Origin of the sequence: Paracoccus sp. DMF (assembly GCF_004407025.1) — a bacterium.
Lineage (GTDB): Bacteria > Pseudomonadota > Alphaproteobacteria > Rhodobacterales > Rhodobacteraceae > Paracoccus > Paracoccus aminovorans_B.
Genome location: NZ_SOKV02000001.1, coordinates 200,014 through 221,820 on the forward strand (window position 1 = coordinate 200,014; position 21,807 = coordinate 221,820).

General features: G+C 70.3%; 22 protein-coding genes. 7 read left to right on the forward strand and 15 right to left on the reverse strand.

Annotation, left to right across the window (positions count from 1 at the left end; translation table 11 throughout):
• Positions 1 to 58: 58 nt before the first annotated feature.
• Positions 59 to 751, forward strand: coding sequence for a GntR family transcriptional regulator (locus tag E3D03_RS00960; RefSeq protein WP_062563907.1), 693 nt, complete (start codon positions 59 to 61; stop codon positions 749 to 751).
• A gap of 27 nt (positions 752 to 778) precedes the next feature.
• Here E3D03_RS00960 and E3D03_RS00965 read toward each other — a convergent pair whose 3' ends face one another.
• From E3D03_RS00965 to E3D03_RS00980, 4 genes are all read right to left on the reverse strand, one after another.
• Positions 779 to 1,390 carry a response regulator transcription factor gene (locus tag E3D03_RS00965; protein WP_062563906.1) on the reverse strand — a complete coding sequence of 204 codons (612 nt, stop codon included), beginning with the start codon at positions 1,388 to 1,390 and terminating at the stop codon, positions 779 to 781.
• Between the two features lie 46 nt (positions 1,391 to 1,436).
• Complete coding sequence (locus E3D03_RS00970; protein WP_263565408.1) at positions 1,437 to 3,758, reverse strand: ATP-binding protein; 2,322 nt, start codon at positions 3,756 to 3,758, stop codon at positions 1,437 to 1,439.
• A gap of 343 nt (positions 3,759 to 4,101) precedes the next feature.
• Positions 4,102 to 5,442: a sigma-54-dependent transcriptional regulator gene (locus tag E3D03_RS00975; RefSeq protein WP_263565409.1), complete on the reverse strand. Its 1,341-nt coding sequence runs from the start codon at positions 5,440 to 5,442 to the stop codon at positions 4,102 to 4,104.
• The gene (locus tag E3D03_RS00980) at positions 5,439 to 7,100 is read right to left on the reverse strand and encodes an ATP-binding protein (RefSeq protein ID WP_263565410.1); all 1,662 of its coding nucleotides are present in this window, start codon (positions 7,098 to 7,100) and stop codon (positions 5,439 to 5,441) included. The genes E3D03_RS00975 and E3D03_RS00980 overlap by 4 nt, the downstream gene beginning before the upstream one ends.
• 205 nt (positions 7,101 to 7,305) lie before the next feature.
• Between E3D03_RS00980 and E3D03_RS00985 the strand changes: the two genes are divergently transcribed.
• Positions 7,306 to 8,673, forward strand: a complete 1,368-nt coding sequence (locus E3D03_RS00985; protein WP_263565411.1) for a dicarboxylate/amino acid:cation symporter — start codon at positions 7,306 to 7,308, stop codon at positions 8,671 to 8,673.
• 65 nt (positions 8,674 to 8,738) lie between these two features.
• Here the strand turns inward: E3D03_RS00985 and E3D03_RS00990 are convergent, their stop codons facing one another.
• On the reverse strand, positions 8,739 to 8,927 hold the full coding sequence (locus tag E3D03_RS00990; RefSeq protein WP_062563901.1) for a hypothetical protein: 189 nt from the start codon (positions 8,925 to 8,927) through the stop codon (positions 8,739 to 8,741).
• Between the two features lie 184 nt (positions 8,928 to 9,111).
• Between E3D03_RS00990 and E3D03_RS00995 the strand changes: the two genes are divergently transcribed.
• A complete protein-coding gene (locus E3D03_RS00995) occupies positions 9,112 to 9,654 on the forward strand; it encodes an NADPH-dependent FMN reductase (RefSeq protein WP_263565412.1) in 543 nt (180 codons plus the stop codon).
• Here E3D03_RS00995 and E3D03_RS01000 read toward each other — a convergent pair.
• From E3D03_RS01000 to E3D03_RS01010, 3 genes are all read right to left on the reverse strand, one after another.
• Positions 9,651 to 9,962: a GNAT family N-acetyltransferase gene (locus E3D03_RS01000; protein WP_263565413.1), complete on the reverse strand. Its 312-nt coding sequence runs from the start codon at positions 9,960 to 9,962 to the stop codon at positions 9,651 to 9,653. The two genes, E3D03_RS00995 and E3D03_RS01000, sit on opposite strands and share 4 nt — an antisense overlap.
• Entirely contained in the window at positions 9,959 to 10,465 is a 507-nt protein-coding gene (locus E3D03_RS01005; RefSeq protein WP_263565414.1) for a DUF3016 domain-containing protein, read from the reverse strand. The genes E3D03_RS01000 and E3D03_RS01005 overlap by 4 nt, the downstream gene beginning before the upstream one ends.
• Before the next feature lie 61 nt (positions 10,466 to 10,526).
• Complete coding sequence (locus tag E3D03_RS01010; protein ID WP_263565415.1) at positions 10,527 to 11,387, reverse strand: LysR family transcriptional regulator; 861 nt, start codon at positions 11,385 to 11,387, stop codon at positions 10,527 to 10,529.
• Positions 11,388 to 11,495: 108 nt separating this feature from the next.
• Here E3D03_RS01010 and E3D03_RS01015 point away from each other — a divergent pair, with 108 nt between their 5' ends.
• The 4 genes from E3D03_RS01015 to E3D03_RS01030 all read left to right on the forward strand — a co-directional run bounded on the left by E3D03_RS01015 (position 11,496) and on the right by E3D03_RS01030 (position 15,358).
• Positions 11,496 to 12,863, forward strand: a complete 1,368-nt coding sequence (locus E3D03_RS01015) for an amidohydrolase family protein (RefSeq protein ID WP_263565416.1) — start codon at positions 11,496 to 11,498, stop codon at positions 12,861 to 12,863.
• A 60-nt stretch (positions 12,864 to 12,923) separates the two neighbouring features.
• On the forward strand, positions 12,924 to 13,919 hold the full coding sequence (locus E3D03_RS01020; RefSeq protein ID WP_263565417.1) for an aldo/keto reductase: 996 nt from the start codon (positions 12,924 to 12,926) through the stop codon (positions 13,917 to 13,919).
• Positions 13,920 to 13,982: 63 nt separating this feature from the next.
• A complete protein-coding gene (locus E3D03_RS01025; protein WP_263565418.1) occupies positions 13,983 to 14,885 on the forward strand; it encodes a DMT family transporter in 903 nt (300 codons plus the stop codon).
• Positions 14,882 to 15,358 (forward strand): aminoacyl-tRNA deacylase, encoded by a 477-nt coding sequence (locus tag E3D03_RS01030; protein ID WP_263565419.1) that lies wholly within the window; start codon positions 14,882 to 14,884, stop codon positions 15,356 to 15,358. The genes E3D03_RS01025 and E3D03_RS01030 overlap by 4 nt, the downstream gene beginning before the upstream one ends.
• A 93-nt stretch (positions 15,359 to 15,451) precedes the next feature.
• Here E3D03_RS01030 and E3D03_RS01035 read toward each other — a convergent pair whose 3' ends face one another.
• The 7 genes from E3D03_RS01035 to E3D03_RS01065 form a co-directional block, all read right to left on the reverse strand.
• A complete protein-coding gene (locus tag E3D03_RS01035; protein WP_263565420.1) occupies positions 15,452 to 15,832 on the reverse strand; it encodes a hypothetical protein in 381 nt (126 codons plus the stop codon).
• A 37-nt stretch (positions 15,833 to 15,869) separates the two neighbouring features.
• Positions 15,870 to 16,367 (reverse strand): hypothetical protein, encoded by a 498-nt coding sequence (locus E3D03_RS01040; RefSeq protein WP_263565421.1) that lies wholly within the window; start codon positions 16,365 to 16,367, stop codon positions 15,870 to 15,872.
• Between the two features lie 152 nt (positions 16,368 to 16,519).
• A complete protein-coding gene (locus tag E3D03_RS01045) occupies positions 16,520 to 18,457 on the reverse strand; it encodes a 3-hydroxyacyl-CoA dehydrogenase NAD-binding domain-containing protein (RefSeq protein WP_263565422.1) in 1,938 nt (645 codons plus the stop codon).
• 2 nt (positions 18,458 to 18,459) lie between these two features.
• Positions 18,460 to 19,161 (reverse strand): ABC transporter ATP-binding protein, encoded by a 702-nt coding sequence (locus E3D03_RS01050; RefSeq protein ID WP_263565423.1) that lies wholly within the window; start codon positions 19,159 to 19,161, stop codon positions 18,460 to 18,462.
• Positions 19,148 to 19,927, reverse strand: a complete 780-nt coding sequence (locus E3D03_RS01055; RefSeq protein WP_263565424.1) for an ABC transporter ATP-binding protein — start codon at positions 19,925 to 19,927, stop codon at positions 19,148 to 19,150. The genes E3D03_RS01050 and E3D03_RS01055 overlap by 14 nt, the downstream gene beginning before the upstream one ends.
• Complete coding sequence (locus E3D03_RS01060; protein WP_263565425.1) at positions 19,924 to 20,874, reverse strand: branched-chain amino acid ABC transporter permease; 951 nt, start codon at positions 20,872 to 20,874, stop codon at positions 19,924 to 19,926. Before E3D03_RS01060 ends, E3D03_RS01055 begins: the two co-directional genes overlap by 4 nt.
• Complete coding sequence (locus tag E3D03_RS01065; RefSeq protein WP_263565426.1) at positions 20,874 to 21,746, reverse strand: branched-chain amino acid ABC transporter permease; 873 nt, start codon at positions 21,744 to 21,746, stop codon at positions 20,874 to 20,876. The genes E3D03_RS01060 and E3D03_RS01065 overlap by 1 nt, the downstream gene beginning before the upstream one ends.
• Positions 21,747 to 21,807: the final 61 nt, after the last annotated feature.

Below are 21,807 nucleotides of genomic sequence, written 5' to 3' on the forward strand. Positions count from 1 at the left end.
CATTGACTTGCGCCCCGGCCATGCGTAGCCATGACGAAAGCTAGCAAGGAGAGCCATCGTGGAGGAATCCCGCATCCGCAGCGCCGGATTGCCCGAGACCCCGAACCGGATCGAGCGGCATTCGCTGCACGATGCCATCCTGACCCGCCTGCGCGACATGATCATCGAGGGCGAGCTGGCGCCGGGCACGCGCATCAACGAAGGCCAGGTCGGCGCCTTCCTGGGCGTGTCGCGCACGCCCCTGCGCGAGGCGATCAAGTTCCTGGCCAGCGAGGGGTTGATCGAGCTCATCCCCAGCCGCGGCGCCGTGGTGAAGAAATTCACCGCCAAGGAGGTGCGCGACATGATCGACGTGATCCGCACCCTGGAACAGCACGCCGGCCGCACCGCCTGCGCCACCGCCAGCGACGCGGGCATCGCCCATGTGCGGGCGCTGCACGACCAGATGATCGGCTGTTACCAGCGCGGCGACCGGCTGGCCTATTACAAGCTGAACCAGGCCATCCACAGCGCCATCGTGGCGCTGGCGGACAATGCCGCGCTGGCCGACGTGCACCAGCTGTTGCAGACCCGGCTGAAGCGCATCCGCTTCATCGGCCACGAGGGGCCGCAGAAATGGGCCGGCGCCGTGGCCGAGCACGAGGAGATGATCGCCGCGCTGGAGGCGCGCGATCCCGACCGGCTGGCCGCCATCATCGGCGAGCACATGGACCAGGCCTGGAACCGGGTGCAGGACGGGCTGGAGGGCTGACCGCCGGGCGCCGGGCCGGGACCAGGCTCAGCGCGTCGCCAGCGCGATCAGCTCGGCCACGGATTTCACGTTCATCTTTTCCAGGATGCGGGCGCGGTGGTGATCGACCGTGCGCGGGCTGATGCCGAGCGCCGCCGCCAGTTCCTTGCTGGAGATCTCGGAGGGGCGGGCGATCATGCGCTGCACGATTTCCAGCTCGCGCGCGGTCAGGCTCTGGAACCGGGCGCGCAGGCGGCGGTCCTGCTCGTGCAGGTCCAGCCTTTCGCGGGCGACGGCAAAGGCGGTCTCGATGCGCTCGACCAGATGCGCCTGGCGAAACGGCTTTTCCAGGAAATCGACGGCGCCGGCCTTGATCGCCTGCACCGATTCCGGCACGCCGCCATGGCCGGTGATGAAGATCACCGGAATGGTCGCGCCAAGCACGTTCAGGTGCCGTTGCAGCTCAAGCCCGTTCATCCCGGGCATGCCGTAGTCGAGCAGCAGGCAGCCCTGCCGCGCCGGATCATAGGCCGCCAGGAACGAGGCGGCCGAGGCATGGCTTTCGACCGCGTAGCCGCGTTTTTCCAGGGCCCGCTGCAAGGAGCGGCGGATGCCCTCGTCGTCGTCGATCAGAAAGACGGTCAGCGGGGAATCGGTCATGGCGGGCCTGCCTGCAAGAACGGAATACCGGGGGAGGGCCTGGCCATCACGCCAGCTTCTGGCTGACGGGCAGGGTAAAGACGAAGCGCGCGCCGCCGCTCGGCCGGCTTTCGTGCCACAGCGCGCCGCCGTTCGCGGCCAGCATCGAGCGGCAGATCGACAGGCCAAGGCCCATGCCGCCGGGCTTGCTGGTCTCGAACTGCGAAAACAGGCTGATGCCGGGGGCGATGCCGGGGCCGGTGTCCTCGATGCTGATGCGCACCTGCCCGTCGTCGCGCCGGGCGGCCAGCAGGACGCGGCGGTCGGTGGCGGGATGGTCGGCCAGCGCCTCGATGGCGTTGCGCAGCAGGTTGACGATGACCTGGGCGATCTGGACGCGGTTGGCGCGCACCGGCGGCAGGCCGGGGGCCAGGTCGATCTGCACCAGCACCCGCGCCTCGGCGGCCTCGGCCTGGATCAGGTGCAGGGTCTGCTGCACCAGATCCGACAGGTCGAAGCTGGTGGCGGCGCCCTCGTCCTTGCTGATGAAGCTGCGCAGGGCGCGGATGATCTCGCCCGCGCGCAGCGACTGGCCCTCGATCTCGATCAGGACGTCGCGCAGCTCGGGGTCCTTGGCCGCCATCTGGTCCAGGATCAGCAGCGCGGTATCGGCGTTCTGGGCGATGGCGGCCAAGGGCTGGTTCAGCTCATGCGCCAGGCCCGCGGCCATCTCGCCCATGGTATTGCCGCGCGCCAGGTGCGACAGGTCGCGGTTCAGCTGCACGATCTGCGCCTCGGCGCGCTTGCCCTGGGTGATGTCGTCCATGGTCAGCACCGAATGCAGCGGCTTGCCGCTTTCGTCGCGGATCAGGATCTCGTTCAGGGTGATCCAGATGGTGCTGCCGTCCTTGCGGATGCAGCGCATCTCGCGGTTGACCGAGAAATCGCCGGCCGGGCTGTGGAAGAAGGCGCCGACGAAGGTCGGGTCCTCGGGGTGGACCAGGTCAGACAGCCGCATGCGCGACAGCTCGGCGGCGCTGTAGCCGGTAATGTGGCAGATGCTGGCGTTCACGCGGATGAAGCGGCCGCTGTCGGGCGCGATCTGCGCCATCCCGCGCGAGGACATGTCGAAGGTCTGGCCGTATTCGCGTTCGGTCTTGCGCCGCGCCACGATCTGCTGGACCAGCGCGTCATTGGCGCGCTCGAGCTCCTTGTAGGTCCTGGGCAGCGGCGCGTCCGGGTCCAGCTCGCCCTGCGAGACCAGCGCGGTGCGCACGGCAAAGGCGCGCACCGGGCGATAGATCGCGTCGGCCAGCGCCAGCCCCAAGAGCCCGGTCAGCCCCGCGACCAGCGCCGCCAGCCAGATGTTCAGCGTGCGGTTGCGCTTCAGCGCGCCGGTGAAATCGTCCTCGGGGGCATAGACCGCGATGGTCCAGGGCAGCTTGTCGCTGATCACCGGCATGATGGTCGAGACATAGGAGGCGTCGTCGTGCAGGAACTCGCCCGGCGTCTCCTGCGCCACCGGCAGGGCGCCGGCCAGCGCGGCGGGGCCGAAGGCGGCGCGGGCGATCGGGTCGCCGATCTCGCTGATGGCGGCGAAGCGCAGGCTGCCGTCGGCGTTGCGCGCCCGGATCAGGCTGCTGTCGGGATGGGCGATCACGTCGCCGTTGCGGTTGATGATCAGCGCCCGGCCGTGCTGGCCGATGTTCAGCCGCGCCAGGAATTCCGAGATCATGCTGATCTCGATGTCGACGCCCACCACGCCGCGCAACCCGCCGTCCGGCTGCTGCACCGGCGCGGCCAGCGTGATCCCCGGCTGGTGCGACGAGAAGAAGATATAGGGATCGGTCCAGATCGTCGCGCGCTCGGCCTTGGCCTTGACATACCAGGGCCGCTCGCGCGGGTCATAGCGGTCGGCGGGATCCTCGCTGCGGGCGACCGGGGTGAAGTTGTGGTCGCGCCAGATGAACTCGACCCGGCGCTGGCCGTCCCGGACCGAGATGATCTTGCTGCGGAAATCGCCGCGCGCGCCGGGGGTGCGCATGACATAGAGGAAGCTGCCGTCCTCGCGCCCGTAATAGAGCCCGGCGAATTGCGGCGCGATCTTCAGCTGCTGGAACAGGAGCTGCTCCAGCAGCGGCGTATCCTCGCTGGCGATGACGCTGTTCTGCGCCAGCTGCGCCGCAAGCTCCGCCGCGCCCTGCGCCGGGCTGAGGAAGCCGCGCGAATGCTCGATGGTGTTGATGCCGACGTCGCGCAAAAGGTCGCGGGCATGGCGGATCAGCGCCCGCTCGGAGGTCAGATAGGACGAAAACACCACCAGCAGGATGGCGAGGAATTGCAGCCCCGCCAGTCCCAGCGCCAGCGATGCGCCCAGCGATTTCTTCATCGCGGCCCGCCCGTTGCCGGACCGCCGCCCGCGCTGAGCGTCCTGATCATGCCCAAGGGCCCCCGAATCCCGGAACGCGGCCTGGCGCCGCGCCGGTGTTCCATACAGCCGAAGCCCGCTCGGCAACAGCCGGGCCGGCATTTTTGCCACGGCGGCGTTGCAGCGGCGCCCTAGGCAATATTGCCTAGGCAAACACGGCCATTTCCGCGCGCCTCCCCCGGTGCGATACCCGCAGGAGGAGAAGGCGGTGTTTGCCTTTGCCGTTTCATGGTCCCGAGTTCGTCCGGTCTGGACACAGGCGCATTGACCAGCCCCGCGGAAAAATCCGTGGGGCTGGTCATTTTCAGCCGCTGGCGGCGCGGAAATCGGCCGGCCGGATGCCGTGCCGGGTCAGCTTGTCATAGAAGGTCTTGCGCGGCAGTTTCAGCCGCGCCATCGCCTGGGTCGCGTTGCCCTCGGCCATGCGCAGCGCGTCGCGGATCAGCTCGGCCTCGTAATCGGCGACCAACTCGGCCAGGCCCGGCGGCGCGGCATCGCCCCCCGCCCCGTCGAAGGCGGACAGCCCCAGCGCATGGCTTTCGGCGAATTGCTGCAATTCGCTGAGATTGCCCGGCCAGCCATAGCCGGCGAGCCGCGCCTTGACCGCGCCCGTCACCGGCGCCACCGGCAGGTTCAGCCGCTGGCAGGCCTGCAACAGGAACTGCCGGAACAGCGCCGCCACGTCCTCGCGCCGCTGCGCCAGCGCCGGCATCTGCAGGGTCGCGGCCGAGAGGCGATAGTAGAGATCGCCGCGGAACGTCCCGGCCTCGACCATCTGGCCCAGGTCGGCCCGGGTCGAGGCGATCAGCCGCAGGTCCAGCGGGCGCGGCGCCGCGGCGCCGGCAGGCCAGATCTCGCCCGCGTCGAGGATCGCCTGCAAGCGGGCCTGCAGGGCCGGGGCCAGCGCCTCGATCTCGTCCAGGAACAGCGTGCCGCGATGGGTCTTTTCCAGCTTGCCGGGCTGGCGCGGCTGGCGCGAGCCAGCGGGCTCCTGGCCGATGAACTCGGCCTCGAACCGCGCCTCGTCCAGCGCCGCGCAAGTGATGCGGGTGAAGGCGCGGCCCCGGCGCGGGCTTTGCCGGTGGATCGCCCGCGCCGCCGTGCGCTTGCCCGAGCCCTGGGGGCCGATGATCAGCACGTCGCCGCCCCGCTCGGCCAGCCGCGCGATGCTGTCGCGCAGGTGGACCATGACGGGCGAGGCGCCGGAAAGGCCGATCTCGGTCGCAGGCTCTTCTGAGGGGCGGGCGCGCAGGGCGCGGTTTTCCAGCACCAGCGCCCGCGCGGATGCGGCTCGGGCCAGCGCCGCCGCCAGGGGGCCGCCGCCGATCGGCTTGGTCAGGAAGTCATAGACGCCCTGCTTCAGCGCCGCGACCGCCATCGGCACGTCGCCATGCCCGGTCAGCAGGATCACCGGCAGTTCCGGATCCAGCGCATGGATGCGCTCGAACAGCTGGAACCCGTCCATGCCCGGCATGCGCACGTCCGACAGCACCACGCCGGGCCAGTCGGGGCCAAGGCCGCGCAGCGCCTCGGCCGGGTCGTCGAAGGTTTCGGCCCGGAAACCGGCCAGCTTCAGCGCCTGCGCCTGCGCGGCCAGAAGATCGGGGTCGTCGTCGACCAGGCGGACAAGCGGGGCTTCGGTCATGGCAGCCTCGGCAGGTCCAGGTGAAAGGCGGCGCCCTGCCCCGGCTCGGAGGGCGCGGCGGTCAGCTCGCCGCCGAAGTCGCGGGCGATCTCGCGCGAGATCACCAGCCCCAGCCCCAGCCCGCTGGGTTTCGAGGTGGCGAAGGGCGTGAACAGCGTCGCCGCGATGCCGGGCGCCAGCCCCGGCCCGTTGTCGCGGATGCTCAGCCGCACGCGGTCGGGCTGCTGGTCGAGCTCGATGCGCAATTCGGCGTCCGGGCGGCCCGAGAGCGCCTCTTGCGCGTTCTGGATCAGGTTGACGAGGATCTGCTCCAGCCGCACCCGCTCGGCCCGCACGGTCAGGCCGGGCGGGATCTGCGGCAGCAGCACGCGGATGCCCTCGGCCCGGCGGCGGCTGGCGACCAGCAGCAGCGCGGCGTCCAGCGCGTCCTTCAGCGCCACGGGCCCAAGCTCGCCGGTGGCCTTGCGGGCAAAGCCGCGCAGCTCGGTGGTGATCTGGGCGATGCGGTCGGACATGCGCAGGATCTGGTCCAGGTTGCCCGCCACATCCGGCGCCGCGCCCTCGGGCAGCATCTGGCGGCCGTTCTCGGCCAGAAGGCGGATGGTGGCCAAGGGCGTGTTCACCTCATGCGCGACGCCGGCGGTGATCTGGCCCAGCGTCGCCAGCTTGTTGGCCTGGACCATCTCGCCCTGCAACTGCGCCAGCCGCTGTTCGGCGGCGCGACGCTCGCGCATCTCGGCGGTCAGGTCGCGGGTGCGTTCGTCCACGGCACGCTCCAGGTCGGCGCGGTAGCGCCGCTCGGCCTCGGCGCGGCGGGCGGCGCGGGTGCGGGCGCGCGCGGCCCAGATGCCGGCACCCAGCAGCAGCGACAGCAGGAACCCCACCGTGCCGGTCGCCAGCGCCGCCGCCTTGGCGGCCGGAGCCGAGGGCGCGCGGATCACCAGCCGCCAATCCGCCCCCGGCACCGGCAGTTCGGCCCCGACCTCGCCCGCCGCCTGCGCCGGCAGCGGACCGAAGCGCAGCGCGGGCCGGCTGGACAGGATCACCTGCCCGGCCGCGTCGGTGACCATGATCCGCTCGCCGGCCTGGGCCCAGTTCTGCTCGGTGCGGTCGAACTCGACCTTGACCACGATGACCCCGCGCGGCTGGCCGTTCACCGCCACGTCATGCGACAGATACAGGCCCGGCCGCTTGCTGACCGTGCCAAGCGCGAATTGCGTCGCCTCGCCCCGCAGCAGGGCCTGGCTGAAATAGTCGCGAAAGCCGTAGTTCGAGCCGACGAAGCTGGCCGGCTGGTCCCAGTTCGAGGCGGCGATGGCCAGCCCCTCGCGGTCCAGCAGATAGATCACCGCGCTGTCGGTATCGGCGCGCAGCCGCTCCAGCTTGCGCGAGGCGCGCGCCACGGTCCCGGCGCCCGGCGCGGCCAGGGCGTCCCGCATCAGGCTGTCGTCGGCCAGCACCGCGGCCACCGCCCGCTGCTTGGCGAGCACGCTTTCCAGCGCCTGCACCCGGCTGCGCGCCGTCACCTCGAGCTGCTGGTGCAGCTCGCGCAGCGCATTGTCGCGCACCGTGACGAAGGTCAGCGCCAGAACCGCCAGCGCCCCCGCCAGAACGGCAAGCACCAGCGCCAGCCGCCGCATCCGCGCCGAATCAGCCATTCGTGCCTTCCTCCCGGCCTTTGTGTGGAATTCCACACTAGCACGGCGGGCCTGTGCGGAAAACCACACATATCGCGGCCCCGAACGCCGCCAAAAACCCATGATTACAACGCATTGCTGTCATGCGCCCGGCTTTTGGGCGCCGGCGCCCGCCGCCTTATCATGGCTGTCACATACCCGTCATTCGCAGGTCGGAGGAGGCCCCATGCAAATCGACACCTCGGCAGCGCCGGTCGTTCACGCGCCGCGCCCGTTCTACCGCCACCTGTATTTCCAGGTGCTGATCGCCATCGCGGCCGGCGCGCTGATCGGCCATTTCTATCCCCAGACCGGCGAGGCGCTGAAGCCCCTGGGCGACGCCTTCATTAAACTGGTCAAGATGATCATCGCCCCGGTCATCTTCCTGACCATCGTCACCGGCCTTGCGGGCATGGGCACGCTCAGGGGCGTGGGTTCGGTCGTGGGCAAAGCCTTCGGCTATTTCCTGACCTTCTCGACGCTCGCGCTGATCGTCGGGCTGATCACCGCGAACGTCATCCAGCCCGGCGCCGGCATGAACATCGACCCGGCGACGCTGGATGCCAGCAAGGTCGCCGACTATGCCGCCAAGGCGCATGAGACCTCGCTGACCGGCTTCATCATGGACATCATCCCCACCACGATGACCTCGGCCTTTGTCGAGGGCAACATCCTGCAGGTGCTGTTCATCGCCATCCTGTTCGGCATCGGCCTGATCCTGATCGGCGACAAGGGCAAGCCGGTCGTGGCGCTGTTCGAGGCAATCAGCCATGCTGTGTTCCGCATGGTGGACATCCTGATGAAGGCCGCGCCCATCGGGGCCTTCGGCGCCTTCGCCTTCACCATCGGCAAATACGGCATCGCCTCGGTGGTGAACCTGGCGGCGCTGGTCGGCACCTTCTACCTGACCGCGGCGCTGTTCATCGTGGTGATCCTGGGCACGGTCTGCCTGCTGAACGGCTTCTCGATCTTCCGGCTGATCTCCTATCTCAAGACCGAACTGCTGCTGGTGCTGGGCACCTCGTCCTCGGAATCGGCGCTGCCTTCGCTGATGGAGAAGATGGAGAAGGCCGGCTGCAGGCGCTCGGTCGTCGGCCTGGTCGTGCCGACCGGCTACAGCTTCAACCTGGACGGCACCAATATCTACATGACGCTGGCGGCGCTGTTCATCGCCCAGGCCACCAACACCGACCTGTCGCTGCAACAGCAGGTGCTGCTGCTGCTGGTCGCCATGCTGTCCTCGAAGGGCGCGGCGGGCGTGACCGGGGCGGGCTTCATCACGCTGGCTGCGACGCTGTCGGTGGTGCCCACGGTGCCGGTCGCCGGCATGGCGCTGATCCTGGGCGTGGACCGCTTCATGTCGGAATGCCGCTCGATCACCAACTTCATCGGCAATGCCGTCGCCACCGTCGTCGTCAGCCGCTGGGAAGGCGCGCTGGACCGCGAGCAGTTTGACCGCGCCCTGAACGGCGAGGCCACCGGCGCGGCCCGTCCGGTCCGCGACCTGCATCCGGCCCCCGCCGGCCTGCAACTGAACGAGGCCAGCGCCGACTGAAGGCGCCAGGACCAACCCCCGGGGCCGGCGTGCTGGAGACGGCGCGCCGGCCTTTCCCTGTCGCCTCAGCCGTGCAAAAGGCGGTGGGCGGCCTCGCGCAGCACGCCCGCCACCTCGGGATGCACCACCGCCGCCCGGTCCTGATAGGCGCGCGCCGTCTCATGCTCGCGCCCGGGCCGCAACAGCGGCGTGCTGAGCAGCAGGTCCATCAGAAAGGCCCGCATCGCATCCCTGTCGCCGTCTTCCGCCTTCATCGCTTCCTCCCATGCCTGCGCCCCATCCTGACCCGGTCCGGCGGCGATGGGCAGGCAAAGAAACCGCAAGGCTATTTCAAGCGTTGCTGCACAATCGCCGGTTCCCGGGGCGCTGACCAAGGCGCTGGCCCTGCCGGCCGGACTGCGGCAGCATCGCCGCCACGCAAGAACGGGGAAACCAGCCATGACCAAGACCATTCTCGGCCTCAGCGGCAGCCTGCGCCGCGCCTCCTTCAACAGCGGACTGCTGCGCGCCGCGGCGGAAGCCGCCCCCGAGGGCACGACCATCCAGATCGGCTCGATCCGCGAGGTGCCGCTCTACGACGGCGACCTGGAAGCCGCCTCGGGCCTGCCGGGCGCGGTGCAGGCGCTTCAGGCCCAGCTTGCCGCCGCCGACGGGCTGCTGCTGGTGACACCGGAATACAACAACGGCGTGCCGGGCGTGTTCAAGAACGCCATCGACTGGATGTCGCGCGGCGAGGGGCTGGGCCTGTTCGTCGGCAAGCCGGTGGCGCTGATCGGCGCCTCGCCCGGCGGTTTCGGCACGATCCTGGCGCAGAGCCACTGGCTGCCGGTGCTGCGCACGCTGAAGACGCAGCTGTGGACCGAGGGCCGGCTGATGGTGTCGCGCGCGGGCAGCGTCTTCGACGACCAGGGCAATCTGACCGACGACAAGACGCGCGGGCAGTTGCGCGACTATCTGGCCGGCTTCGCGGCCAGCCTCTAGGGGTCCTCGCCGGGCTTCGTGGTGAACAGCGGCGCCCATTCGGGATGCCGGGCATATTGGCCGCGCACGAAGGGGCAGCGCGGGACGATGCGAAAGCCGTGCGCGCGCGCGTCCTGCAGCATGAAGTCCAGCAGCGCCCGCGCCACGCCCTTGCCGGCCATGCTGTCCGGAACGCCGGTATGGTCGGCGCTGATGACGCCCGGGGCTTCGGCGGTGAAGGTGATCTCGCCCTCGCCCGCGATACCGGGAATGCGGGCGACATAGCGGCCCGGCTCCTTGCCCAGCTCGATTCCGTCGGCGCCGCTCATCCCGATACCCCCGGGGCGAAGGTCTTGCGGAACCAGTCCTGGATCAGCAGCTTGTCATGGACGAAGCGGCGGCTGTCGCCCTTGCCGCGCGGGTCCCACAGGTAGTTCATGTCGTGAAGCCGCGCGTCGCCCTGGCGGATCACCTTGCCGCCCTGTTCCAGCTGCCAGCGCATGCGGATGCGCGGCGGCGTGGTGTCGCGCAGGAAGCGCACGTCCTGCCAGCCGGTGCGCCACGGCTCGAAATCGCCGGCAAGGTCCATCTCCAGCACCTCGATCCGCAGGCTCTGCCCGCTGGGCAGGTAACGCGCGCCCAGTTCGGCAAACCAGCAGTCGAACTCGGCCAGGGCCGAGGCGCGGCTGCGCGCCTGTCGGAACTCGCGGTCCCGGAACGTCTCGGGCGCGACATAGGTCACGCCGACCGGTCCCGCCGCCAGGGCCGCCACTGGCGCGGCCATGGCCAGCATCACCGTCAATCCCAGGGTTTTCGCGATTGCGCCGCGCATGGCTCGTCCTCCGCATATCCAAGCCCCATGCGCAAGGATATGGGCAGGCCGGAACACGAAGTCAAAGCATCGCCCGGCTGCGCCGGTGGCGCCGTTCCAGCAGATCGGTCATGCGCGCCACCAGATCGCCCGCCGCGCCGCCGGATTCCCAGGCGTAAAGCGCCACCACCATGGCCGGCTCGGTCCCGAAGGCGGCGCAGCGCCGCAGCCCGGCGCCTTCGGCCGCGGCCAGGGGCAGCAGGGTGATGCCCAGCCCGCGCTCGACGCCCAGCAGCACGCTGTGCAGGCTGCTGCCGGAAAAGGCGACATACCAGCGCCGACCCTCGCGTTCGATGCGCTGGAACATCACGTCGCGGTAAAGCCCGCCGGGCGGGAACACCACCAGCGGCACCGGATCGGCCCAGTCCCGCGCCAGCGCCGCACTTTCGAACCAGCCCATCGCCTCGGCAAAGCTGGCGCGGCTGTCGCGGGCGGCGGCCTGTTCCTTGACGACGACGATGTCGAGCTCGCCCGCGCGATAGCGCCGCATCAGCTCGCGGCTAAGGCCCACCGTCACGTCCAGCCGGATCTGCGGGCAGCGCGCGGTGAAATCGCGAAAGATGTCGCACATCGCCGGGTTGAAGATGTCCTCGGGCAGGCCCAGCCGCAGGGCGCTGCTGCCGGCGGGATCGCCAAGCGCCACGGCCGCCGCCTCGTGCAGCGCCAGGATGCGGCGGGCATAGCCCAAGAGCCGCTCGCCCTGCGGCGTCGGCAGCACCGGCCGCGCCTCGCGCGCGACCAGCGGCTGGCCCGCGGCCTGTTCCAGCCGCGACAGCTGCTGGCTGATCGTCGATTGCGTCATGTTCAACTGGCCGGCGGCGCGGGTGAAGCTGCCGGTCTCGACGATGGCGACGAAGGCGCGCAGCAGGCGGGGATCGAGCATCGATTCCTCATTCGGCTTTCGAATGATTATCATGCCGACATTTAATTTCCAGATGATATGCCCCGGCCCTATCCTGCGAGGCGACCCGATTCCTGACCGGAGATCCCCATGCAGCCCCTGTCCCACCCCAGCCGCCGCACCTTCCTGGGCGCCGGCGGCGGAATGATTGCCGTCTCGTCCCTGCTGGGCGCCGGCACCGCCGCGGCCGCCACGCCCGAGGCCACCGCGACCGCCATCGACGACCCGCATTACCACCTGGCCGAGGTCCGGCTCGAGGACGGCTTCACGCATGAGGGCGGCTATGTCGCCGCCACCCGCACGGCGCTTTACACGCTGGAGATCCGCGACGGCGCCATTGCCGCGATCCACGCGGCGGATGTCGTGCTGGATGCCTCGGTCCCGCGCTATTCGGCGGGCGGCGCGCTGGCGCTGCCGGCCTTTCGCGACATGCATATCCACCTGGACAAGACCTTCTACGGCGGGCCCTGGCAGGCGCCGCTGCCGCGCCAGGGCAAGACGATCATGGACATGATCGCGCGCGAGGAGGTGCTGCTGCCGAAACTGCTGCCGACCTCGCAGGAGCGGGCCGAGGCGCTGATCGAACTGCTGTTGTCGCAGGGCACCACCATGGTGCGCAGCCATTGCAACATCGACCCGGTCAGCGGGCTGAAAAGCCTCGAGCACCTGCAAGCCGCGCTGCAGAAGAACCGCGACCGTTTCGACTGCGAGATCGTGGCCTTTCCGCAGCACGGGCTGCTGCATTCCAAGGTCGAGGGGCTGATGCGCGAGGCCATGGCCCTGGGCGTCGATTTCGTCGGCGGGCTGGATCCGACCAATGTCGACGGCGACATGAAGGCCTCGGTCGATGCGATGTTCGCCATCGCGCTGGACCACGGCAAGGGCGTGGACATCCATATCCACGAAACCACCCCGGCCGGCGCCGAGGCGATCCGCTACATGGTCGAGACGGTCGCGCGCACGCCCGAGCTGAAGGGCAAGCTGAACCTCAGCCACGCCTTTGCCCTGGCCACCCTGCCCGAAGCCGAGCTGGACCCGCTGGCCGAGCGCATGGCCGAGCATGACGTCACGGTGATCTCGACCGTGCCCATCGGGTCGCTGGTCATGCCGCTGCCCCGGCTGCGCGAGAAGGGCGTGACGCTGATGTCGGGCACCGACAGCGTTATCGACCACTGGTCGCCCTTCGGCACCGGCGACATGCTGGAAAAGGCCAACCTGCTGGCCCAGGTCTATGGCGGGCGCGACGAATTCGCCCTGACCCGGGCGCTGGCCATCGCCACCGGCGACGTGCTGCCGCTGGACCAGGACGGCAACCGCGCCTGGCCCCGGCCAGGCGACGCGGCGGAATTCGCGCTGGCCGATTGCAGCTGCTCGGCCGAGGCGGTGGCGCGGCGTTCGCCCCGGGTCGCGACCTTCCACAAGGGCCGGCTGGTGCATGGCGCGGTCGCCCGCGCCTGACCCTGTGCAAGTGCCGGGCGCGCGGCTATGCTGCCGCCCGGACAATGCAAGGAGCAGGCTATGGAACAGCGCAAACTGGGCGCGACGCTGACGGTCTCGGCCATCGGGCTGGGCTGCATGGGGCTGAGCCAGGCCTATGGCCACCAGGACGAATCCGCCTCGGTCGCGACGTTGGAGCGCGCGGTCGATCTGGGCGTGACCTTCTTCGACACCGCCGAGGTCTATGGCGTGCATCACAACGAGATCCTGCTGGGCCGGGCGCTGAAGCCGTTCCGCGACCGGCTGGTGATCGCGACCAAGTTCGGTTTCACCTACAGCCGCGACGCCAACGGCTTTGGCGAGATCACCGGCACCGACGGCACGCCGAAGAATGCCCGCGCCGTGGCCGAGGCCTCGCTGAAGCGGCTGCAGACCGATGTGATCGACCTTTACTACCTGCACCGCGCCGACCCGGCCGTGCCGATCGAGGACACCGTCGGTGCCATGGCCGAACTGGTGGCCCAAGGGAAGGTCCGCGCGCTCGGCCTGTCCGAAGTCTCGGCCGAGACGCTGCGCCGCGCCCATGCCACGCATCCGATCACCGCGCTGCAAAGCGAATATTCGCTGTGGACGCGGGATGTGGAAACCAACGGCGTGCTGGCCGCCTGCCGCGAGCTGGGCGTGGGCTTCGTGCCCTTCAGCCCGCTGGGCCGCGGCTTCCTGACCGGCCAGGTGCAGACCGAAACCCTGGGCCAGGACGATTTCCGCCGCCGCCTGCCGCGCTTCCAGCCCGAACATGCCGAGACGAACCGCAAGCTGGTCGCGGTGGTCGAGGGCGTCGCCCAGGCCAAGGGCGTCAGCGCGGCGCAGGTGGCGCTGGCCTGGGTGCTGGCGCAGGGCCAGGACATCGTGCCGATCCCCGGCGCCAAGCGCATCCCGAACCTGGAGCAGAACGTCGCTGCAACCGGCATCACCCTGACCGCGGCCGAGCGCGAGACGCTGGAACGCGCCTTTGCGCCCGAAAACGTCTCGGGCGGGCGCTATCCGGCCAGCTTCTCGGCCATGTCGGAACGCTAGGCCGGCGGCTTGCCGGCCGGGCGGCGATCCGCTAGCCCTTTGCGGCGCAACAGGACGAAGCCGATGCCGACCACGACCGAATCCCGCCCGCTGCTGGCCGCCGCCTGGATGATGGGCGCGGTCGCGGCCTTCACGCTGATGGCCGTGGCCGGGCGCATGGTCCAGGGTGAGCTCGACACGTTCGAGATCCTGGCCTGGCGCTCGCTGATCGGGATGGCGATCATCGCCGCCGTGCTGAGCCTGCGGGGCGACTGGGGTGCGGTAAACCTGCGCCGGCCCGGGCTGCACCTGGCGCGCAACGTCACGCATTTCGTCGCGCAGAACCTGTGGTTCCACGCCCTGTTCACCATCCCGCTGGCGCAGGTCTTTGCGCTGGAATTCACCGCGCCCCTGTGGGTGCTGATCCTGGCGCCGTTTCTTCTGGGCGAGCGCCTGACGCGGGCGCGGGCGCTGTCGGCGGGCCTGGGTTTTCTTGGCATCCTGGTGATCGTGCAGCCGGGCGCGGCCGGGATCTCGGCCGGGGCCTTGGTCGGAGTCGGGGCGGCGGCGCTGGCGGCGGTGGGCTTCGGGCTGACCTATGTCTGCACCAAGATGCTGACCGGCGTGGCCGGGGCGTCCTGCATCCTGTGGTGGATGTCGCTCAGCCAGGCGCTGATGGGGCTGGCCTGCGCCGGCATCGACGGCGGCATCGCCCTGCCCTCGGCGGCGGCGGCGCCCTGGGTGCTGGTGCTGGGCCTGACCGGGCTCGGGGCGCATTTCTGCATCACCAGGGCGCTGGGGCTGGCGCCGGCGACGCTGGTCATGCCCTTCGACTTCCTGCGCCTGCCGGTGATCGCCGTGGTCGGGCTGCTGCTTTACGCCGAGCCGGTCGGGCTGGCCGTGGTCCTCGGCTCGACGCTGATCCTGGCCGGCAACTATCTCAATATCCGCGCCGCTGGCCGGCCCGCCGCCGAGGCCCCGGCATGAGCACCGCCACCCCCGCGACCCGCTTCCTGCAAGCCAAGGGCGTCAGCTTTCGCCCGGTCGAATACCGCTATGACCCCGGCTCGGACCGGGTGGCGCTGCAAGCGGCCGAAGCCATCGGCCTGCCGCCCGAGCGCCTGCTCAAGACGCTCATGGTCGAGGTGGACGGCCGGCCCGCCTGCACCGTGGTGCCGGGCGACCGGGTGCTGTCGATGAAGCGCGTGGCCGCGGCCTTTGGTGGCAAGTCGGCGGCGATGATGCCGCCCGCCAAGGCCGAGCGGCTGACCGGCTATCACACCGGCGGCATCAGCCCCTTCGGCCAGCGCCGCCCCGCGCCGGTGCTGTTCGAGGCCGCCGCCCTGACCACGCCCGAGGTCGCGATCAACGGCGGCAAGCGCGGGCTGTTGCTGCTGCTGGACCCGCAGGCGGCCATGGCGGCGCTGGAGGCCGGGGCCGCGGCGCTCTGCGCCGACTAGCCCGACCGACCGGGGCCGGGCCCGTGGTCCCGGCATGGGAAAACGGCGGCCGAGCATCCCGACCGCCGCCTTATTGATGCGTTCCCGGTGCTTTCAGCGCGCCCGGACCGGCGCGACGACCGAAACAATGCGGTGGCTTTTCTTGTCCACCAGCACCAGATGGTCGGCGATCACGCGGTATTCCTGCCCCCGGGGCGCCTTCGCCATGCGGCTGTCGCGCGGCGGCGTCCAGGGCCGGCCGGCGCGGGCATCCCCGCCGACATGCGGCGCCGGGGGACCATCGCGGCGGGTCTCGTTCCGGACCTCGCGGCGGTGCTCGGGCCCGGCCTGCTTGCCCTGCGGCGGCGGGGCGGGGCATTTGCGATCCTGCTGCCGGCATGCGGGCGGCTGGCCCTCGGGACGGCTTTCGGCCAGGGCGCCCTGCGCGGACAGGACCAGGGCGGCCATGGCGCCCATCATCAGAAGACGACGCATCGCGTTATCCTTTCGGTTTCGTGGAAATTCGAGGGGATCAGCCGGCGCGGTCCGGCCGCTCGGGGCTCTGCGGCCCGGGTTGGCTTTCGACCAGCCGCGCCAGTTGCTCGGGCTGCAAGGCGCCACGCAGGGCGGTGGTCGCCACCAGCAGCGCCTGCGCCTTGTCGGCCCGGGCCAGCACCGCCTGCGCCATGCGCTCGGCCATCAGTTGGCCGGCATCGGGCCCGGGCGGCGGTTCGGGCTGCATGAAGCCGATCAGCGCCTGGCAATAATCGCGCCAAGGCCCTTGTTGTTCAGGGGTGATGCCAAGATAGGTCTCGGTGGCGGACAGATGCGCGGCAAGGTCAAGCCCGCCCGCCATCCGCCCCGGGGCCGGCATCGGCAGAGCCATCGGGCCGCCAGCATGGGGGGCATGGCGCACCGGGGCCTCGGCCCGAGGTTGGGGCTGGGCCTTTTGCGCCTGCACGGCCACCGGCGCGCTCAGCAGGGCGAGCAGGCTGGCGGCCAGCACGGCCTTGATCGGGAATCGCTGCATCAGCGGGGCTCCTTGGGTTTCGATGCCCAAGGCTAGCGCCCGCCCGTGTCCGGCTTAGGTCCGCCGCGTGACGAATGCTTGCCGGGCGGGCCGGATTTGCAACCCGATGTTGCTGCACCGCCGCCCAGCAATGTTTCGTTACACGGGCGGCATCAGGCCCCGCTTGCGAACATCGGCCCGCCGCGCCAGCGCGGAAAGCCGTAGCCGTGGATTTCCACCAGGTCGATGGCGGCGGGGCTTTCGGCGATGCCCTCGGCCAGGATGGCGCGGCCCTCGGCGGCCATCTCGGCCACCAGGGCCGCCGCGATCTCGGGCCCGGTCATGGCGGCGCCGGGGGTGACGGCAGGCGCCAGCAGCGCCGCCACCGTGGGCGAGACCTGCGGCTGACGCTCGCCCGGCGCATAGTCGTACCAGCCGCCGCCGGTCTTCTGGCCCTTGCGGCCGGCGCGGACCAGGATGTCGCCCAGCGTCTCGGGCACATCCTGCCCGGCCGCGCGCGCACCCTCGCGTTGCAGATGGGCGATGTCGAGCCCGCCCAGGTCCTGCGCCTGGAACGGCCCCATGGCGAAGCCGTAGCCGCGCATCGCAGCGTCGATCCGGTCGATCGGCACGCCCCTGCGCACCAGCGCCTCGGCCGCGGCGCGATAGCGTTTCAGGATGCGGTTGCCGATGAAACCCTCGCAGATGCCCGATTGCACCGGGATCTTCTTCAAGAGCCGCGCCAGGGCAAAGCCGGTCGCCAGCGTGCGCGGCGCGGTCTCGGGCACTGGCACGATTTCCAGCAGTTTCATCACATTGGCCGGGCTGAAGAAATGCAGCCCGATGAAGCGGCCGGGATTTGCCAGCCCTTCCGCGATCAGGCGCGGGTCGAGATAGGAGGTATTCGTCGCCAGCACCGCATCCGCCCGGCAGACCCGGCCGAGCTGGTCGAAGACGGCGCGCTTGACGGCGATGTCCTCGAACACCGCCTCGATGACCAGATCGGCCTCGGCCAGCGTGGCGTAGTCGGTGCTGCCGGTCACGCCCTGGCGCAGCGCCGCAGCCCGCTCGGGCGTCAGCTTGCCGCGCTTGGCGGCGCCGTCGAAGATGGATGCGACATTGGCGAGCCCGCGCTCGACGGCCTCGGCGTCGCGCTCGATCAGGGCGACGGGCAGGCCGGCCTCGCGCAGGGCGGCGACGATGCCCGCGCCCATGGTGCCGCCGCCGATCACCGCGACGCGGGCCAGAGGCAGCGGCGCGACGTCGCGCAGCGCGGCGGGACGCGGCGCGGCGCGTTCGGCGAAGAACACGTGCCGCAGCGCCGCCGCCTGCGTTGAGCCGCGCAGGTCGAGGAAGGTCTCGCGTTCGAAGGCCATGGCCTGGTCGAAGGACGCCTCGGCCGCCTTGCGCAGGCAGGCCAGCGCGCGCAGCGGCGCGGCGGCGCCCTTGGCCGCCTTGGCCGTGGCCGGTTCGGCACGGTCCCAGAAGCCCGGCTCGGGCGGCGTCACCGCGCGCGACGACAGCGGCGCGGGCAAGGGCCGGGTCAGCGCCTCGGCGGCAAAGGCCAGGGCGCCGGGCAGCAGATCGCCTTCGATCACCGCATCGACCAGCCCCAGCGCCTGGGCGCGGGCGGCGCGGACCGGCTTGCCGGTGGTGACCAGATCCACCGCCGCCTCGACGCCCACCAGACGCGGCGTCCTGACCGTGCCGCCGGCGCCGGGGACGATGCCAAGCGTCACCTCGGGCAGCCCCAGCGAGGCCTCGGCCGCGGCGACGCGGAACCGGCACCCCAGCGCCACCTCCAGCCCCCCGCCCAGGGCCGAGCCGTGGATGGCTGCGACCCAGGGCTTGGCGGCCGCCTCGATCCGGGCGACCAGGTCGGGCAGGTGCGGCGGCACCGGCGGCTTGCCGAATTCGGTGACATCCGCCCCGGCGATGAAGGTGCGGCCGGCGCAGGCCAGCACCACCGCCCGCACGCCGGGATCGGCGTCGAGCCGCTCGGCCGCGTCCCAAAGACCCTGCCGCAGCGCCTGGCTCAGCGCGTTGACCGGCGGGTTGTCCACGGTGACGACGGCGATGTCGCCCTGCTTTTCGATGCTGACGACAGTCATGGTCAAATCCCCAGATAGGCTTCGCGGATGCGCGGGTCGGCGATCAGTTCGGCGGCCGGGCGGGTCATGGTGATGCGGCCCGTCTCCATCACATAGCCGCGGTCGGCGATCTTCAAGGCGCCGAAAGCGTTCTGTTCCACCAGAAGCACGGTGACGCCAAGCGCCTTGAGCCCGCTTACCACGTCGAAGATCTGTTGCACGATGATCGGCGCCAGCCCCATCGACGGCTCGTCCAAAAGCAAGCAGGCCGGCCGGCCCATCAGCGCCCGCGCCATGGCCAGCATCTGCTGCTGGCCGCCTGACAGCCCGCCCGCCGCCAGGTTGCGCTTTTCCCGCAGGATCGGGAACATGGCGAAGGCATCCTGCATGTCCTTGTCCACCCGGTCGTCGCTGAACAGGAAGGCGCCGAGCCGCAGGTTCTCCTCGACCGTCAGGTTGGTAAAGATCTGCCGGCCCTCGGGCGATTGCGCCAGGCCGCGCGACAGCCGGCGGTGCGCCGGCACCGTGGTCAGCCCCTCGCCGCGAAAGGTGATGGCCCCGGCCGAGACCGGCTGCACCCCCGACAGGCAGCGCAGCAGCGTGGTCTTGCCGGCGCCATTGGCGCCGACCACGGTCACGATCTCGCCCGATTCCACCGCCAGGTCGATGCCGTGCAGCACCTCGATGCGGCCATAGCGCGAGCGCAGCCCCTCAACCGTCAGCATGGGTGGCCTCCTCGGTTCCCAGATAGGCGGCGATGACCGCCGGGTTGCGGCTGACCTCCAGCGGCGCGCCCTCGGCGATCTTTTCGCCATGGTCCAGCACGACGATGTGGTTCGAGATGCGCATGACCATCTTCATGTCATGCTCGACCAGCAGGATGGCGGTGCCGGATGCGGCGACCTCGGCGATCAGGCGGTCGATCTCCTCGGTCTCGACGGCGTTGCAGCCGGCGGCGGGTTCGTCCAGCAGCAGCACCTTGGGCTGCAGGGCCAGCGCCCGGGCGATTTCCAGCCGCTTCAGCGAGCCATAGGACAGGTTGCCGGCCTGCCGGTCGGCCGCCCGCTCCAGGCCCACGCGGGCCAGCAGGGCGCGGGCGCCCGCCTCGGCCGCGCGGGCGCGGCGGCGGGCGCCGGGCAGGTTCAAGAGGTCGGCCAGCACCGGCCCGCGTTCGCGCAGGTGAAAGCCGGAGGCCGCGTTTTCCAGCACCGTCATGTTCTGGAAGATCTGAAGGTTCTGGAAGGTGCGCGACATGCCGCGCGCGGCCAGGCGGAACGGCTCCATCCCGGTCACGTCCTGGCCGTCCAGCACCACCCGCCCCGCGCCGGGCTGGTAGACGCCCGAGATCATGTTGAACAGCGTGGTCTTGCCGGCGCCGTTCGGACCGATGACCGAGACGATTTCGCCCGGCTCGACCTTGAAGCTGACGTCCTGCACCGCCTTGAGCCCGCCGAAGCTGATGCCCAGGCCCTGGGTTTCCAACAGGCTCATTCGTCCTTCCCCCTTAGCTTGCGCAGGACGGACGGCACCAGCCCCTGCGGCAGGAAGATCATCACCAGCATCATCACCAGCCCCAGAATGACCTGTTCGTAATCGGCGAAGACCGTCAGCACCTGCGGCAGCAGCGTCAGGATGCCGGCGCCGATCACCGCGCCCGGGACCGAGCCGACGCCGCCCAGAACCGCCATGGTCACCATCTCGATCGAGTGCATGAAGCCCGCGACATCGGGGGTGATGAACTTGTTCTGCAGCGCCAGCAGCGAGCCCGCGACCGAGGCATAGACCGCCGAGATCACGAAGGCCTGCAACTTGACCCGCGCCACGTCGATGCCCACCGTGCCGGCCGCGACCTCGGAGCCATGCAGCGCGCGCAGCGCCCGGCCCGTGGGGCTGTGATAGAGGTTCAGCGCCAGCCATGCCCCCACCAGCAGCGCGATGCCGGTCAGGCCATACCAGAACTCGCCGTTCGACAGGTCCAGGCCCACGTCTTTCAACAGCCCGCGCAGGCCCAGGTCCGGCACCTCGATCCCGTCCGGGCCCTTGGTCAGCCAGCGTTCGTTGTTCAGCACCATGGCGACCAGGATGCCGAAGCCCAGCGAGGCCACGCCCAGGTAATAGCCCTTGAGCCGCAGGATCGGCCGGCCGACGAGCCAGGCCAGCACGGCCGAGATCGCCGCGCCCAGGACCACGGCCAGCGCCGGGGGCAGGCCCCAATGCACCGGCGCCAAGGCACAGGCATAGCCGCCGATACCGGCGAAACCGGCATGGCCCAGGCTGATCTGGCCGGCATATCCGGTCAGGATGACGATGCCGGTCACCGCCAGCGCGTTGACGAACATCAAGGCACCGATGCGGTAGTAATAGCCCGAGGGAAAGAACAGCGGCGACAGCGCGATCAGCGCCGCCAGCACCAGGAGCGTTGCATGTTTCTGCGACATCACACCCGCTCCGTCGATTTGCGGCCGAACAGGCCCTGCGGCATGAGGAACAGCACCGCCAGGATGACGACAAAGGCCGCCGCGTCCTTGTATTGCGACGAGAGATACCCCGCCGTCAGCGATTCCAGCAGCCCCAGCATCAACCCGCCGACGAAGGCGCCCTTGGGATTGCCCATGCCGCCCAGCATGGCGCCGGCAAAGCCCTTGAGCGCCAAGGCCAGCCCGACGTCATAGGAGGTCAGCGTGATCGGCGTCACCAGCACGCCGCCGAAGGCGCCGATGGCGGCCGAGAGCGCAAAGCTCAGCGTCATGATGAAGCGGGTGTTGATGCCGACGAGCTGCGCCGCCAGCCGGTTGTTCGAGGTGGCCAGCACCGCCCGGCCCAGCAGCGTGCGGGTGAAGAACAGCCACAGCCCGGCAAAGACCGCGAAGGCGCCGCCGATCACCCACAGGCTTTGCGACTGGATCGTCGCGCCCAGCACATGGATCGGCTCGGTGCCCGAAAAGGCCGGGAAGCTGTGGATCTGCTTGTCGAAGACCAGCTGCGCCGCGCCGCGGATGAAGATCGAGGCGCCGATGGTGATGATGATCAAGGACACCACCGGGGCGCCGCGCGCCGGCTCGATGGCCAGCTGGTTCAGCGCCACGCCCACCCCCGCCGTCACCGCGATGGCGATCAGCGCGGCCAAGGGCAACGGAAGGCCGGCGGCATGGGCAAAGACGGTGATCATGCCGCCCAGCATGACGAATTCGCCCTGCGCGAAATTCACCACGCCCGAGGCGTTGAAGATGATGGTGAAACCCAGGGCGACAAGCGCATAGACCGCGCCGACCGTCAGCCCCGAAAACAGGAATTGCAACAGTTCAGACATGATGAGGCTTTCAGGCTGGCTATACCCTTGTCGGGCGGGAACGGCCCCCGGCCGGGGGCCG

Excerpts from the sequence above, each read along its gene's own strand:
- E3D03_RS00965 (WP_062563906.1), bottom strand. The coding sequence starts at position 1,390 with ATGACCGATTCCCCGCTGACCGTCTTTCTGATCGACGACGACGAGGGC.
- E3D03_RS00970 (WP_263565408.1), bottom strand. The coding sequence starts at position 3,758 with ATGAAGAAATCGCTGGGCGCATCGCTGGCGCTGGGACTGGCGGGGCTG.
- E3D03_RS00975 (WP_263565409.1), bottom strand. The coding sequence starts at position 5,442 with ATGACCGAAGCCCCGCTTGTCCGCCTGGTCGACGACGACCCCGATCTT.
- E3D03_RS00980 (WP_263565410.1), bottom strand. The coding sequence starts at position 7,100 with ATGGCTGATTCGGCGCGGATGCGGCGGCTGGCGCTGGTGCTTGCCGTT.
- E3D03_RS00985 (WP_263565411.1), top strand. The coding sequence starts at position 7,306 with ATGCAAATCGACACCTCGGCAGCGCCGGTCGTTCACGCGCCGCGCCCG.
- E3D03_RS00990 (WP_062563901.1), bottom strand. The coding sequence starts at position 8,927 with ATGAAGGCGGAAGACGGCGACAGGGATGCGATGCGGGCCTTTCTGATG.
- E3D03_RS00995 (WP_263565412.1), top strand. The coding sequence starts at position 9,112 with ATGACCAAGACCATTCTCGGCCTCAGCGGCAGCCTGCGCCGCGCCTCC.
- E3D03_RS01000 (WP_263565413.1), bottom strand. The coding sequence starts at position 9,962 with ATGAGCGGCGCCGACGGAATCGAGCTGGGCAAGGAGCCGGGCCGCTAT.
- E3D03_RS01005 (WP_263565414.1), bottom strand. The coding sequence starts at position 10,465 with ATGCGCGGCGCAATCGCGAAAACCCTGGGATTGACGGTGATGCTGGCC.
- E3D03_RS01010 (WP_263565415.1), bottom strand. The coding sequence starts at position 11,387 with ATGCTCGATCCCCGCCTGCTGCGCGCCTTCGTCGCCATCGTCGAGACC.
- E3D03_RS01015 (WP_263565416.1), top strand. The coding sequence starts at position 11,496 with ATGCAGCCCCTGTCCCACCCCAGCCGCCGCACCTTCCTGGGCGCCGGC.
- E3D03_RS01020 (WP_263565417.1), top strand. The coding sequence starts at position 12,924 with ATGGAACAGCGCAAACTGGGCGCGACGCTGACGGTCTCGGCCATCGGG.
- E3D03_RS01025 (WP_263565418.1), top strand. The coding sequence starts at position 13,983 with ATGCCGACCACGACCGAATCCCGCCCGCTGCTGGCCGCCGCCTGGATG.
- E3D03_RS01030 (WP_263565419.1), top strand. The coding sequence starts at position 14,882 with ATGAGCACCGCCACCCCCGCGACCCGCTTCCTGCAAGCCAAGGGCGTC.
- E3D03_RS01035 (WP_263565420.1), bottom strand. The coding sequence starts at position 15,832 with ATGCGTCGTCTTCTGATGATGGGCGCCATGGCCGCCCTGGTCCTGTCC.
- E3D03_RS01040 (WP_263565421.1), bottom strand. The coding sequence starts at position 16,367 with ATGCAGCGATTCCCGATCAAGGCCGTGCTGGCCGCCAGCCTGCTCGCC.
- E3D03_RS01045 (WP_263565422.1), bottom strand. The coding sequence starts at position 18,457 with ATGACTGTCGTCAGCATCGAAAAGCAGGGCGACATCGCCGTCGTCACC.
- E3D03_RS01050 (WP_263565423.1), bottom strand. The coding sequence starts at position 19,161 with ATGCTGACGGTTGAGGGGCTGCGCTCGCGCTATGGCCGCATCGAGGTG.
- E3D03_RS01055 (WP_263565424.1), bottom strand. The coding sequence starts at position 19,927 with ATGAGCCTGTTGGAAACCCAGGGCCTGGGCATCAGCTTCGGCGGGCTC.
- E3D03_RS01060 (WP_263565425.1), bottom strand. The coding sequence starts at position 20,874 with ATGTCGCAGAAACATGCAACGCTCCTGGTGCTGGCGGCGCTGATCGCG.
- E3D03_RS01065 (WP_263565426.1), bottom strand. The coding sequence starts at position 21,746 with ATGTCTGAACTGTTGCAATTCCTGTTTTCGGGGCTGACGGTCGGCGCG.